The 13,960-nt window shown below is 67.7% G+C and carries 10 protein-coding genes; all 10 read left to right on the top strand.

Annotated elements, in window-relative coordinates; genetic code table 11:
• Positions 1 to 339: 339 nt before the first annotated feature.
• The 10 genes from OG496_RS54915 (at position 340) to OG496_RS54960 (ending at position 13,882) form a co-directional block, all read left to right on the top strand.
• Complete coding sequence (locus OG496_RS54915) at positions 340 to 1,770, top strand: condensation domain-containing protein (protein WP_405976467.1); 1,431 nt, start codon at positions 340 to 342, stop codon at positions 1,768 to 1,770.
• 60 nt (positions 1,771 to 1,830) lie between these two features.
• On the top strand, positions 1,831 to 2,046 hold the full coding sequence (locus OG496_RS54920; protein ID WP_405976468.1) for an MbtH family protein: 216 nt from the start codon (positions 1,831 to 1,833) through the stop codon (positions 2,044 to 2,046).
• On the top strand, positions 2,043 to 2,801 hold the full coding sequence (locus OG496_RS54925; protein ID WP_405976469.1) for a thioesterase II family protein: 759 nt from the start codon (positions 2,043 to 2,045) through the stop codon (positions 2,799 to 2,801). The genes OG496_RS54920 and OG496_RS54925 overlap by 4 nt, the downstream gene beginning before the upstream one ends.
• A 90-nt stretch (positions 2,802 to 2,891) precedes the next feature.
• Positions 2,892 to 6,311: an amino acid adenylation domain-containing protein gene (locus OG496_RS54930; protein ID WP_405976470.1), complete on the top strand. Its 3,420-nt coding sequence runs from the start codon at positions 2,892 to 2,894 to the stop codon at positions 6,309 to 6,311.
• 249 nt (positions 6,312 to 6,560) lie between these two features.
• Positions 6,561 to 7,172 carry a hypothetical protein gene (locus tag OG496_RS54935; RefSeq protein WP_405976471.1) on the top strand — a complete coding sequence of 204 codons (612 nt, stop codon included), beginning with the start codon at positions 6,561 to 6,563 and terminating at the stop codon, positions 7,170 to 7,172.
• A gap of 77 nt (positions 7,173 to 7,249) precedes the next feature.
• Positions 7,250 to 8,440 carry a cytochrome P450 gene (locus OG496_RS54940; RefSeq protein WP_405976472.1) on the top strand — a complete coding sequence of 397 codons (1,191 nt, stop codon included), beginning with the start codon at positions 7,250 to 7,252 and terminating at the stop codon, positions 8,438 to 8,440.
• A gap of 100 nt (positions 8,441 to 8,540) precedes the next feature.
• Positions 8,541 to 10,292: a non-ribosomal peptide synthetase gene (locus OG496_RS54945; protein ID WP_405976473.1), complete on the top strand. Its 1,752-nt coding sequence runs from the start codon at positions 8,541 to 8,543 to the stop codon at positions 10,290 to 10,292.
• A 3-nt stretch (positions 10,293 to 10,295) separates the two neighbouring features.
• Positions 10,296 to 11,699: an amino acid adenylation domain-containing protein gene (locus OG496_RS54950; RefSeq protein WP_405976474.1), complete on the top strand. Its 1,404-nt coding sequence runs from the start codon at positions 10,296 to 10,298 to the stop codon at positions 11,697 to 11,699.
• 14 nt (positions 11,700 to 11,713) lie between these two features.
• Complete coding sequence (locus tag OG496_RS54955; RefSeq protein WP_405976475.1) at positions 11,714 to 12,694, top strand: alpha/beta fold hydrolase; 981 nt, start codon at positions 11,714 to 11,716, stop codon at positions 12,692 to 12,694.
• Between the two features lie 24 nt (positions 12,695 to 12,718).
• On the top strand, positions 12,719 to 13,882 hold the full coding sequence (locus tag OG496_RS54960; protein WP_405976476.1) for an acyl-CoA dehydrogenase family protein: 1,164 nt from the start codon (positions 12,719 to 12,721) through the stop codon (positions 13,880 to 13,882).
• The last annotated feature ends 78 nt before the right edge of the window (positions 13,883 to 13,960 follow it).

The following is a 13,960-nucleotide window of genomic DNA, read 5'->3' on the forward strand; positions in this document are numbered from 1 at the left end:
AGATGTGCCGCTTGCTCGCCAGTCGACATCCGTCTCGAATTGTTCCCACACAAGGTAGAGGCCTGTGTCGGATGAACTCCGCGGACGTACTGGCCACCCTCATTTGACGAGGCCTGTGGGCCTTCGTGCCAAGTCGCGATTCTGAGCCTCGATGCGCTGCCCGTTTCTCTGCACGAGTTCACGGTTGCGGTGCGAATTTTTCGCTGACCATTGAAGTAGAGATTGGCTGGCTAAGTGGAAGACTCCGATGACGTCGCCGATGAACGTCGAGAATTCGGCAATGGCGTCGGCGAATTGGGAACATCGGGGCGTTGTCCCGGTGCCACGGTCCCCAGCCAATTGACCGGCGCCGACCACGCGACACGTCCCGCCGCCGCAGACGACCCGTCTGACGGGGGAGCTGAGGACGACCGGTCCTGGTTCGAACTATGGAACGTCCAGCAGGGATTGTGGATCCAGCACCAGCTGGACGAGGGCCGCGCGGATGCCAACCTGCCCGTGTGGCAGCACTTGTACGAGGCGGTGGACGTCGGTGTCATGCGTCGTGCCGTGGCCTACCTCGTGGACCGGCACCAGGCGCTTCGACTGTCCTTCAGGGACACCCCGGACGGCCCGCGCCAGGGGGTTCTGGCCGAGCACGGCCTCGAAGTCCCGCTCGTCGACCTGACCGGTGCGGCCTACCCAGAGGCCGAGGTGGGCCGCCTCATCCGGGCTGAGAACGCGATCGCCTTCGATGACCTCGGCACGCCGCCGACCCGGGTGAAGATCTATCGGCTGGCGTCCGAGCACTACTGCGTCTATGCGAACCTGCACCACATCATCTCGGACGGCACCAGCATGGGCATCCTGCTGCGCGAACTCCTGCTTGTCTACCGGGCCCTGATGGCCGACGAAGAACCGCCGCTCGCCCCGCTCCCGACGACGTTCGAGGAGTTCGTGCAGGACCGGCACCAGTGGCTGTCGGGTGCGCAGAGCCAGGCAATGGAGACGTACTGGCTCGAGCGGTTGGCCGCCCCGCTGCCGACGCTCCGCATCGGAGACCATGACGCACCGGCCGAGGAAGTGGTGAACGAGACGCTGGAATTCGGCGTCGACGCCGATGTCACCGAGAGCCTGACAGTGCTGGCCAAGGAGCTGCGCGTCACCCTGCACGTCTTGCTGCTCAGCGCGTTCGCGGTCGCACTGCGGGACATCACCTCGGACGACGACATCGTCGTCTGCGTCCCGTTCTCCGGTCGAGACACCGCCAAACTGGACGGAATGGTCGGCAACTTCGTCAACCCGCTCTCCATCCGGATGACGATGTCCGGCGCCGACGCTTTCGACGACGTCGTGCGCCGAGCCCGAGCGGCGAGTGTCGGCGCATACGCGAACAGTCGCTATCCCTTCACCCGACTGCTCGAAAAGCTCGATGTCGAGGCCCGGCCCGGCCGGAACCCGGTGTTTGCGACCTCCTTCCAGTTCGCGGACTTCCTGCCGCCCGCGAACCAGACGTCGCAGCTCGACCTCTGCCTGTTCGGCAGGCCGGACGGGAACCGGCTCACCTTGCGGGCCAACTACAACTCCCGGCGACTCGCGAAGTCCGAGGTCCAGGAGGTCCGGTCCGGGCTCGTGGCCGTCTTGCGACAGGTCGTCGCGGACCCGTCGATCCGCCTGGAGGACTTGTCGGAACCCTTGTTGCTGGCGCGCAGGGCAGCGCAGACCAGGACCGGGACTCGCCGTCGGCTGGGAACGCTACGGGCCTCCCGACCCACGACACCGAACGACTGAGCCCGCAGCGGGTCTTGGCGCCGACCGGCACCGGGTCGTTTTCACCGAGAGGAAGAATTCATGGACGAGCAGCGTCACGGCGACGAATACGTCGTGGTGATCAACTCCGAGGAACAGTATTCCGTCTGGCCCCTGAGCCGCGAACTGCCCGCCGGCTGGCGGGAAGCGGGCAAGCAGGGCTCGAAGGAGGCCTGCCTCGCGCACATCGACGAGGTCTGGACGGACATGCGACCGCTGACTCTGCGCCAGGAGATGGCAGGTAAGGCCGGTCGATGAAGGCGTTCGTCAGGCCACTTGCCAACCGTCCCCAGGCAGACACACGCCTGTTCTGCTTCCCGTACGCCGGGGGCGGCGTCTCGGCGTTCCGGGACTGGGCCGCCCTGCTACCCGACGACATCGAGCCGTGGGCGATACAACTCCCGGGCCGCGAGGACCGGTTGGGCACGCCCCCGCTCGACCGGATGGGCGATGTGCTCAACGCTCTGGTCCCGGCGATCATCCCGTACCTGGACCGTCCGTTCGCCTTCTTCGGGCACAGTATGGGCGCCCTCGTCGCGTGGAACCTCACCTGTTCACTGCAGCGCATGGAAGCTGGTTCACCTACCCGACTGTTCGTCTCGGGCTGCGCGGCGCCGCAGGTCAGGGGCGATGCCGCAGTGCAGTTCCATGGGGCGCCGGACGACGAACTCATCGAAAAGCTCCGTTCCTGGCGCGCCACTCCGGAAGTCGTGCTCGCCGACCCGGAACTGATGAACCTGCTCCTCCCGGTGATCCGGGCCGATCTGGCCGTCGTCGAGACCTTCCGGTTCCGTGGTGGGCCGCCCCTGAACTGCCCGCTGTCCGCATTCGGCGGGACCGAGGACGATCCCGAGGGCAACGCCTCCCTGCCGCGCTGGGGTGAGCTGACGGCCGGTGGCTTCGATCTGCGGATGTTCGACGGCGACCACTTCTTCCTGCACTCCGCTCGTCCGGCCGTACTCGCGGAGATCGTCGGCCGGCTCAGTGCGACGAACGAGCGAAGCGCTCGTTGACCCGAAGCTCTCCGAAAAATCTTTGTTCCTCATCGACGGAATAGGTGGAACGACATGTCTCAGCGGTCCGTATCGGACGTTGTCTCTGATGTGTGGAGGACTGTCCTGCGGACCGAGATACCCGGTCCGGACGCCAACTTCTTCGCGCTGGGCGGCAATTCGCTGCAGGGTGCCCGGATGATCAGCCGGCTGCGCGAGGAGCTGGAGATGCGCATTCCGCTGAGCATGCTCTTCGAAGCGCAGACCATTTCCCAACTGACCACGGCCATCGAGGGGTTGCGGGAGGCGCAGCAGACGGCGGCCTTGACGATCGAACCGCTCGAGGAACGCTCGGACGATGTCTTTCATGCCCCAACCTCGTTCACACAGCAGCGCCTGTGGGTGGACGAGCACATTCAGGGGCCGAGCTCCCGGTACAACGTGCCTGTCGCGAATGAGCTCGTGGGCCCGCTCGACGTCAGTGCGCTGGAACAGGCCGTCCAGGCACTGGCCGACCGCCACGATGTTTTCCGTACCACCATCAAGGCTGTCGACGGTGTACCCGAGCAGGTGATCCGGGCCGGAGGGGACCTTCCGCTGACCGTGGTCGACCTCCGGGACGAGCCGGAGGAGAAGAAGGAGCAAGTCCTGGCCGACCTGCTCCTCGACTCCGCGCAGCGGCCGTTCGACGTCGGGCAGGGGCCGCTGCTCCGGGTCGAGCTGTACCGACTGGACGAGCAGTGGCACGTTCTGCTCATCAACCTGCACCACATCATCACCGATGTGTACTCCTTCGAGCTCACGATGTCCGAGCTGCTCGCCCTGTACGCGGCAGCCTCCGACGGAGCCCTCCCGGTCACCGAGAAGCCCCCGGTGCAGTACGCCGACTATGCCGCTTGGCAGCGGCGCACGATCAGCGGAGACGCGCTCGACCGGCAACTCGACTACTGGAAGGACCACTTGCGCGGCCCGCTGCCCGTACTTGACCTTCCGACCGACCTGCCGCCCCGGGAGAACACCGCGAGTCGCGGGGCGACCGTGAGCATCGAGCTGCCCCGGGCAGTGTCGCGGCGGATCCGGGAGCTGTCCCAGGAGAACAGCGCCACTCCGTTCATGACCGTGTTCACCCTGCTCAACGTGCTGCTCAGCCGGTACAGCGGTCAGACGGACATCGTGGTCGGCATCCCCAGCGCCAACCGCGACCTGCCGGAACTGGAGTCCATGCTGGGGTGCTTCCTTAACACCCTTGCCCTGCGCAGCGATCTGTCCGGCGATCCGACCGTGACCGAATTGCTCGGCGGCGTACGGGCGCGGATGACGGAGGCCTTCGCGCACCAGGACGTTCCCTACGAGCGGGTGGTGAACGCGACCTCCACCGACCGTTCCTCCCGGCAGGGGCCGTTCCGGGTGATGCTGGCCTTCCAGCATGAGGTGCCGGCGCCGGAGCTGGCCGGGCTCACCGTCAGCGACGTGGACCTGGACCTGGACTTGAAGGCGGTCAAGTTCGACCTGGTGTTCAGGGTCGTCGAGACCGAGTTCACGTACCGGCTCGCACTCGACTACAACACGGACCTGTTCGTGGAGGACAAGGCGTGGCGCATCCTGGAGCATCTGAGCGTGCTCGCGGCCGATGCGGCGGCCTCGCCTGCCAAGCGCGTCTCCGAACTCACCATCCTGCCTGACGCGGAGCGGCGCCAGCTGGAGAAGTGGTCCACCGCGGCCTGCGGTCCGTACCCTACTGATCTCTTCCTGCACCGGTTGTTCGAGGAGCAGGTGCGCAAGAGCCCCGACGCCGATGCGGTCGAGAGTGGGGACGATCGCGTCAGTTATCGCGAACTCGACCGCAGGGCAGCGCAGTTGGCGGACGAACTGGCGGCGCGCGGGATCGGCACCGATGATCTGGTCGGACTGTGCGCGGACCCGTCGGTGGACCTCATCGTGGGGATCCTCGGCATCCTCAAGGCCGGGGCCGCATACGTGCCGATCGATCCGCTCGCGCCGGTCGACCGGATGGCGTACGTCGTCTCGGACAGCGGGATGAAGATCCTGGTCACCACCCCGGAACTGCGGGAGCAGCTGCCGGAGGCCGTCCGGGCGAGCGTGGACGTGGTGGATGCCGGTGCGGTCGGGGAGACGGCTGCCACCGGGCCCGACGCCGGGGAGACGGGGAGGACCGACCGCGGCGTCCACCGGCCCGCACTGCACCCGTCGCAGCTGGTGTACCTGATGTACACGTCGGGGACCACCGGCAACCCCAAGGGCGTAGGACTGCCGCACACCGCGATCACCCCGTGGATCCAGTGGGCGCAGGACATCCGCCCCATCGGCCCGGGCACCCGGGTGGTGCACAACCTCTCGTACCACTTCGACTGGTCCGTCGAGCAGATGTTCCACGCGCTGACCGCCGGTGCCTGCCTGGTCATGCTGCCACGGGAGGTCCGGGCCGACGGCCGGGCCACCGCCCGCTTCATCGACGAGCGCTCGATCCACATGCTGTATCTCACACCGACTCAGATGCGCGGCATCACGGACGCGAACCTCGCGATGCCCACGCTGCGCCACGTGTCCATGGGCGGGGAGAACCTCGACGCCGACCTGGTCGCGCGGACCCGGAAGGTCGTCTCCGCCCAGTGTGAGATCTGGAACGAGTACGGGCCGACGGAGACCGCGGGTGCGGCGCTGGTCGGCCGCATGGGCGACGAGCCGGTGGAGCGCAGCTCCATGCCGCTGGGCGAGTTGATCGCCAACGCGTCGTGCGCAGTGGTCGACCGCTGGGGAAACCCGCAGCCGATCGGTGTGCCCGGCGAGCTGTGGATCGGCGGTGACGGCGTCGCCCGCGGATACCGCAATCGGCCGGCCCTGACCGCCGACCGTTTCGCCCCGGACCCTGCGCGGCCGGGCCGCCGCCTCTACCGCACCGGTGACCTGGTGCGCCGCCTTCCCAACGGGGAGATGGAGTTCCTGGGCCGGGTCGACAGCCAGGTCAAGATCCGTGGCGTGCGGGTCGAGCTGGAGGAGATCGAGTCGGTCCTTCGAGGGCACCCGGACGTGACCAACGCCGTGGTCGTCCTGGAGTCCGGCCAGCGGTTGGTCGCCTATGTGGCACCGGTGCCGGGCAGCCAACTCGACGAATCCGCGCTGCGCACCTACCTCGCCCCGAAGCTGCCCATCGTCATGCAGCCGGCCGTCTTCATGTGGCTCGACGCCATCCCACTCTCGCCGACCGGAAAGGTCGACCGTCAGCGTCTGCCGCGGCCCAGCGCCGCTCCGGTCGTCGAGCTGGCCGTGGTGGCGCCGAGCACCGAAACGGAGTGCACCGTCGCTGCTGCCTGGGCGGATGTGCTGAAGCTGGACGTGGTGAGTGTGCAGGCCAACTTCTTCGAGTCCGGCGGGGATTCGTTCTCGCTGCTCGCGGTCGTCAGCAGGCTCAGGAACGAGTTCGGGCTCGATATTCCGGTGCGTTCCCTGGTCGATACGCCGACCATCGCAACGCTGGCCGCACAGATCGACGTGCTGCGCTCGACGGCATGACCCGGGGTGAGGGGCATCCCCCGCACCTCGGCTGCCCCGCCCTGCGCGCGATGGCGGGACCGCTCCAGCGTGTTCCCGCCGACCGCGTCACATCGCACCAACCAGTTCCAAGAGTTCTAGCTCATACCCGGAGGGGAAGCCTTGTCCGCCCAGCAAGTCAGGATCGTGGGAGTCGAGTTCGGCCGTGAGCTGATCCCTCGCTCGTTCACCACGCTGCTTCCGTCGGAGCTGCAAGCGAGCTACGTCCGGGTGGATCCGCTGGACAACCCTGCTCTCCACGGAGCCATCTGCCCCATCGAGCGCCAGGCGGATCACTGGGCTGCCGAGTTGGCGGCTGATCCGGTACTGCCGACCGTGGTTCTCGGCTACTGCTCCGGATCCGGCTTCGCTTCCGAACTCGCCGCCCGGCTCGGCGGCGATCCCACACTGATTCTCGTCGATCCTGGTGCGCCGGATGCCCACGAGGCACAGGAGCTGCTGACCGAGCTGGCCACCGCCATGGACGAGGACCTGGCGCCGGAGAACGTGCCCGACATCACGGGCCGAAGTCCCGACGAAGCTCTGGCCGTGATCGGTGACTTCCTGACTGCGACAGTGCAGCGGTGCGCTCCGGAGCTCGAACAGGATCTCGCCGAGACCCTGACCCGTCATCAGCACGGCTGGATGAGTTACACGCTGGCGGCGGGCGCGCACGGCGGTGCCCTGCCGAAGGAACCCGTGCAGGTACTGCTGAGCGAGACGGCCGAATGGAAGCACAGCGGGTCGGGCGAGGTGCATCGCTTCCCGGTGGATCCGGTGACCCTGTTCTCCAGTGCGGCGGCTGCCGAGACCGTCACAGCGGCGGTTGCGGCCCGCCGTTAGAAGTCTCCGTCCGTAGCCACCGCACCCATCCGGGCGGCGATCGGTCTGCCTCGCATCCACGCAGAGGGGTCAACACCATGGAACTCAGCTGTCCCTACCGACAGCACGACGGGCTGATGCCGATCGATCCGTGCATGGACTATCTGTCCATCCGGGACGCCGAGCCCGTCCGGCGCGACGATGACCTCGGGGTCTGGATCGTCACCGGCCTGCGTCAGGTGACCGAGCTGCTGCGCAGTCCGGCGCTTTCCTCCGCCTGGCCGGAGCGCGGCAGGACCCGGCTGCACGACGAGCAGTCGGGCACGGCGGACGGCATGCGCACGGCCGACATCGTCCGGCGCTGGTTCATGTTCAACGACGCCCCGCGGCATCAGCGCCTGCGCAGCCTGATCGCCCCCCTCTTCTCCGCGAACCGGATCGCCGATCTCCAGCCCTTTGTCGAGGAGTGCGTGGACGTTCTGCTCGACGCTGTCACCGAGCAGATCGACATGATGTCCGAACTGGCCGTGCCGCTGGCGAGCCGGGTCGTCTGCCGGGTGATCGGGCTGCCGCAGGACGTGGCTCCCCGCATCGCGGTCTGGGCCTCCGACATCGCGGCACTGCTGGTAGCGGACTATCTGCCGGAGGTGGTGCAGCGCGGGACCCTCGCGCTGGAAGAGATAGAGCAGGTGGTGGCTGCCGCGCCGGCATCCGTGTCTGTGGGGACGGCTCTGGAGATCCTCAGAGGCGCTCACCGCGACGGCAGGATCGAAGAGCAGGACATCGCGGCCACAGCGAGCCTGCTGGTCTTCGCCGGGTTCGACACCACGTCGTCGTTCGTGGGGAAGGCAGTCCGCGCTCTCATGCACAGCGGTCAGTGGGACGCCGTCACACCGGAGCGGATCCCCACGCTGGTCGAGGAACTGCTGAGGTTCGACACCTCGGTGCAGCAGGTCGCCCGGGTCGCGGTCAGCGAGGTCGACATCGAAGGTCACCGGATCCAGCCGGGCGACCTGGTGCTGCTGATGCTCGGTGCGGCCAATCGCGATCCTGAAGTCCTTGCGAACCCGGATGTGTTGGACGCCGAACGGCACAACAGCAGGCACCTCGCCTTCGGTTATGGAGCCCATTACTGCCTCGGCTCCGGGCTGGCCAGGCTCGAGGTCGGCGCGGCACTCAACGGCCTGGTGCGACGGTGGAGCCGGGTGGAGCTGGCCGAGCCTCCCGTGCTGCGTCCGCACCACGGCGTCGCCGTCATGGAGCACTTGAGGCTGAACGTCCACAGCTGAACGTCCGGCTGAATCAACGTCCGACCGAAGCTCCGTCCGGTGCTGTCCCGAAGCCGTCAGAGCTGTCTGAACCCTCAGATTAGGAGTGATTGTGAGTGGGATGACCGCACAGCGCACTGTGCCGCAGTTGATCGCGGACTGGGCGGATCACAGCCCCGACGCGATCGCCGTCGTCCTCGGGAACACGACGGCCGAGTCGCAGAGACTGACCTACGGCGAACTGTGGGACGCCGCCGGAGTCATCGCCGACCGGATGGTCACCACAGACTCCTTCCGCCCCGGGGCGCTCCTCGCCACCCAGTTTCCGCGCGGAATCCAGGGCGTGGTCTGTCAGCTCGGCATATGGCGCGCGGGTGCCGCCTACCTTCCTGTGGACGGGGCACTGCCCGCAGCACGGCGCGCTGCGATCCTCAGCGACGCGCGGCCCCTCGGAGTGCTCTCGCCGGGCGGTAGCGGACCTGCGGACGTCTCGCTCGACCTCTTGACCGACACCGCATCGGGCGATGGGCAGCACGGTGTCGGCGCGTCGGCCGATGCCGACGTGGCATACGTCATCTACACCTCGGGTTCCACCGGCACCCCCAAGGGGATCGAGGTTGGGCACGCGAGTCTGGGCAACCTGGTCGGCTGGCACCGGGAGACCTACCGGACCGGACCCGGCGTCCGCGTCGCGGCCTTCGCCGGCCTGGGGTTCGACGCCTCAGTGTGGGAGGTGTGGTCGACGCTCGCGAGCGGTGCCACGCTCGTACTGCCCGACGGCGTCGCCACAGTGGACATCGACGCAGTGTGCCGCTTCATCGACGACCAGCGCGTGGAACAGTGCTTCTTGAGCACCCCGCTGGCCGAGCAGGCCTTCGCGGTGAGCAGTCCGCCTTCGTCGCTCAAGGTCCTCACTACGGGCGGTGACCGGCTCCGGGTCGGCCCGCCGGTCGACTTCCCGGCGGCCGTGTTCAACCACTACGGCCCCACCGAGGCAACCGTGGTGACGACGGCCAGCGGTGATCTGCGTAAGCCGGCGCAGCACGAGGTGCCGGTCATCGGGCGCCCCATATCCGGTGCGGAGGTCCGGCTGCTGGCGGAGGACGGATCGACCGTGACGGAGCCGGGCGAATCCGGAGAACTGCTGATCGGAGGGAAGATCCTCGCCATCGGCTATCTCCGTGACGAGGCGCTCAACCGCAAGCAGTTCGTGCGGGACCCGGACGGCGCCCGCTGGTACGCGTCCGGGGACGTGTGCCGGTGGACCGCGGATGGTGAGCTGGAGTTCATCGGGCGCCGTGACTCCCAGGTCAGCCTGCGTGGACACCGTGTAGAACTCATCGAGATCGAGCAGGCGGCCCTGCGCGTGTCCGGGGTCGACCAGGCTGCGATGGTCGTACGTCCTGACCAGGACGGGGGAGACCTGGTGGGGCTCTACTCGGGTACTGCAGCCGCCGACACCGTGCGGGCCGAACTCGCGGACGTGCTGCCCGCGTACATGGTGCCGTCCACCCTGCTGCGGCTGGACGCGATCCCGCTGAACGCCAACGGGAAGATCAACCGGGCCGAACTGCTGGGTCTTGCTCAGCCGGGGTCCGCACCGGCCGGGAAGCCAGTCGCGGTCGCCCCGACGGCGGTGGATGCGATGCAGGAGAAGCTGTCGGGGATCTGGAACGAAGTACTGGGACGGGTGCCGACGGACAGCGACAACTTCTTTGAGATCGGGGGGCATTCGCTGAAGGCCGCCCGCGTGCTGAACCTGACCCGCAAGGCCTTCGACATTCCGCTGCCGCTCGAAGTGATGTTCAGCAGCCCGGTCTTCGCGGACTTCACCGCACGGGTCGAGGAGCAGCTCCGAACCAAGGGGAACTGACGCATGGAGACGGTCTGGGACCTGGTCCGCGACCAGGCGGAACGAACCCCCGACGAGCCCGCCGCCGTGGGCGTACAGGTGCACTCCTACCGGGATGTGACGCAGCGGGCCGAGGCTCTGGCGGCTCTGATCCGGCGGACGGTGGAACCCGGGGCGTTGCTGGCACTGGAGACGTCGAGCCCGGTGAGCGGAGCGATCGCACTCCTCGCGGGTGCGCAGGCCGGCTGCGCGATCTTGCCGATGAATCTGGAGAGTCCGCCGGCCCACCGGGAACTCATCTTGGACGACGCCCGTCCGGCAGCCGTGATCCGTGCGCTGCAGGAGGCCGTATTCACTGTCGATCGCCTCGACATGGAGCCGGCCGCGGACACCGCCGGGCGAGACCTGCACGACGTGGCCTACATCCTGTACACCTCTGGCTCGACAGGACGGCCCAAGGGAGTGATGGTCCCGCACGACTCCCTTGCCTCGCGCATCCGCGCGCTGGCCCAGGTTCCCGGTATGAGCGCGGGTGAGACCATCCTTGCGATGACGGCGCTGTCCTTCGACATCTCGCTGGCGGAGATGCTGGTGCCGTTGATCGTCGGTGCCAAGTTCGTCGCCGTGCCGGTCGAGGCGCGGACCGACCCCGACGCCTTCGCGGACTTCCTCGCGCTCCACTCGCCGGACGTCATCCAGGCGACTCCGAGTTTCTGGCGGCTGCTGCTTGCCGCCGGTGACGATGACCTCGCTTACGGGTGCCGGATCTGGTGCGGGGGAGAGGCGCTGACCCCCAGCCTCGCCGCCGCTCTGCTGACGCGCAGCACGGAGCTGTGGAACCTCTACGGGCCTACCGAGGCGACCATCTGGGCCACCGCAGCGTGCATAGAGCGCGCCGACGCCATCTTCCTGGGCGACCCGCTGCCGGGCTGCGGTCTCTTCCTGGACGAGGAGGAGATCTTCCTCTACGGCGAAGGCCTGGCGACCGGCTATCTGGGCCGGCCGGAGACCACCGACGAACGATTCTCCGTCCGTACGACACCGCAGGGGCCGGCGCTCACGTATCGCACCGGTGACCGCGGCCGGTGGGCGGCCGACGGCTCCCTCGAGTACCTGGGGCGGGTGGACGCACAGATCAAGCTGCGGGGCCATCGGATCGAGCTCGGCGAAGTGGAATCCGTCATTGAGGAGCATCCCGCGGTGACGGAGGCGGCGGTACTGGTCCGGCATGCCGACCGCCCGGAGCGTGCCTTCATGGCCGCTTTCGTCGTCACCGCCGAGGACCTGACCACTCAGGCACTGAACAGCTGGATCCGTTCCCGGCTGCCGGGGAGTCACTGCCCGAGCAGGACCCGATTCGTAACCTCGCTCCCCCGGAACAGCTCCGGCAAGATCGACCGTGCCGGTCTGGCCCATGCCGACCTGTAACGAAAGCACATGCGATGAACTCTGAAACGGCAGCGGTCCGTACCGCAGTCCTGCAGGCGTGGCGCGACACCCTCGAAGCCGACCCCGCTTCGGATGACGAGAACTTCTTCGAAGCGGGCGGCAATTCCATTCTGGCCGTCGCACTCCAGCGGCGGCTGGCCAAGGCGCTCGGCCACGCCGTTCCGCTGCGTCAGATCCACGACAACCCGACGGTGGCCGGCCTGTTGGGCATAGGTACCACGAACCTCGCGTCCGGCCCGCAGCAGGCGGTCGTCGAGAGTGCGGCACTGACGCTCTACTGCCTTCCGTACGCGGGTTCCTCGGCACGCATGTACGCGCACTGGGACGGCTTCCTGCCTGCATCGGTGACGGTGAAGCCGCTGGAACTTGCCGGGCGAGGTGCACGCTGGTCCGAGCCGGCGCTGAGTGCGATGCCCGCCCTGCTGGACGATCTGGCGGGAGCCATGGACGAGGCGCGGCACACGCCGTACGCCCTGTTCGGGCACAGCTTCGGCGGAGTGCTGGCCTTCGAACTCACCCGGCATCTCGCGGAGCGCGGATTTCCCGCGCCGCAGCGCCTGCTCATCTCCGCCTGTCTGGCCCCGCACGAGGCCACGCCGGTCGAGACCACCCATGACCTCTCGGACGAGGAATTCACCCATCGGCTGCGGAAGTTGCGAGGCACCCCGGAGGAACTCCTGGAGAACGAGGAGCTGATGGAGCTCTACCTGCCGACCCTGCGCGCGGACTACACGATCTTGGACCACTACCAGGCACCCCAGATCGCTCCGCTGGAGTGCCCGGTCTCCGTGTTCCACGGACGCGACGACCAGGACGTCCCACGGGAATCGGCGGGAGAGTGGGCCCTCTACAGCAAGGACTCCTTCGCCGTCGAGGAGATTGCCGGCGATCACTTCTTCCTTCGCGACTCCGAGGATGAGCTGCTGACCAAGCTGGCGCTGCACCTCAGGTGCGGGTCCGCCGAAGACAAGTAACCCCCGACAGCTAGGAATTGCGCGATGACCAGCCGCCTCACCGACCAGCAGAAGCAGACCTGGGCGTCCTTCCGGGAGTTCGCCGACGAGTTCATAGCGCCCGAGGCACGAGCCGCCGATGAGCAGCAGGTCCTGTCGCGGGACCTGATCAAGAAGCTCGGCAGCGCGGGATGGCTCTCCGTGCTGCTGCCCGAGGAGTGGGGCGGCCGCGCCCTGGACTGGGTGAGCTACGGCTTGATGGCCGAGGAGATGGGCCGCACCTGCCAGAATGTCCGCAACTTCGTGGCCTGCGCCGACATGGTGTCTCATGCCATCTGGAAGTGGGGGACCCAGGAGCAGAAGGACCGGTGGCTCAAGAGGATCAGTTCGGGCGAGGCCGTCGCGGCCTTCGTGCTCACCGAGCCGAAGGTCGGCAGCGACGCCAAGAGCGTGCAGACCGAGGCCCGGCTCGATGGATCCGACATCGTGCTGCGGGGCGTCAAGAAGTGGATCAGTTTCGGTGAGATCGCCGATGTGTTCCTGGTGTTCGCCCAGTACGAGGGACGGCACACCGCGTTCCTCGTCGAGCGGGAGACCCCGGGACTGCGGGTCGAGGCGCTGCAGGGTCTGCTGGGACTGCGCGGATCGTCGCTCGGCGAGATCTCTTTCGACGACTGCCGCATTCCGGCGAGTTCCATGGTGGGCCAGCCCGGCTCCGGGCTGGTGTTCGTCGCGTCGACCGCCCTCGACATCGGCCGCTACAGCACAGCCTGGGGCTGTGTCGGACTCGCACAGGCGTGCCTGGAAGAGGCTTCCGCGTATGCGCGCGGACGGGAGCAGTACGGCACGGCGATCATCGGCCACCAGCTGGTCCAGCGCATGCTCGCCGACATGCTCACCGGCGCTACCGCATCCCGGCTGATGTGTTTGGAGGCCGGACTCGTGAAGGACGCCGGCGGCATGGACGCCGTGAACCGGACGTTGATGGCGAAGTACTTCGCCTCCACCACGGCGAACCGGGTCGCGGCGGACGCGGTTCAGGTGCTCGGCGCCTATGGCATCGGAGGGGATTCCTCGGTCGCACGGCTGTTCAGGGACGCCAAGGTCATGGAGATCATCGAGGGTACGACGCAGCTCCACCAGGCGATGCTCGGAACTTGGAGCGCCCATGTCCCGCACCCGGCCGGGACCTCCGCGCGCCCGCTCTGAGCGAAACGGCCCAGGTTCCCGCCATGACCCCCGCCGCCACGAGCGGCGCGTCTTCACCACGATCCTCGAGGCAGTCTC

This window comes from Streptomyces sp. NBC_00988, from assembly GCF_045162645.1.
Lineage (GTDB): Bacteria > Actinomycetota > Actinomycetes > Streptomycetales > Streptomycetaceae > Streptomyces.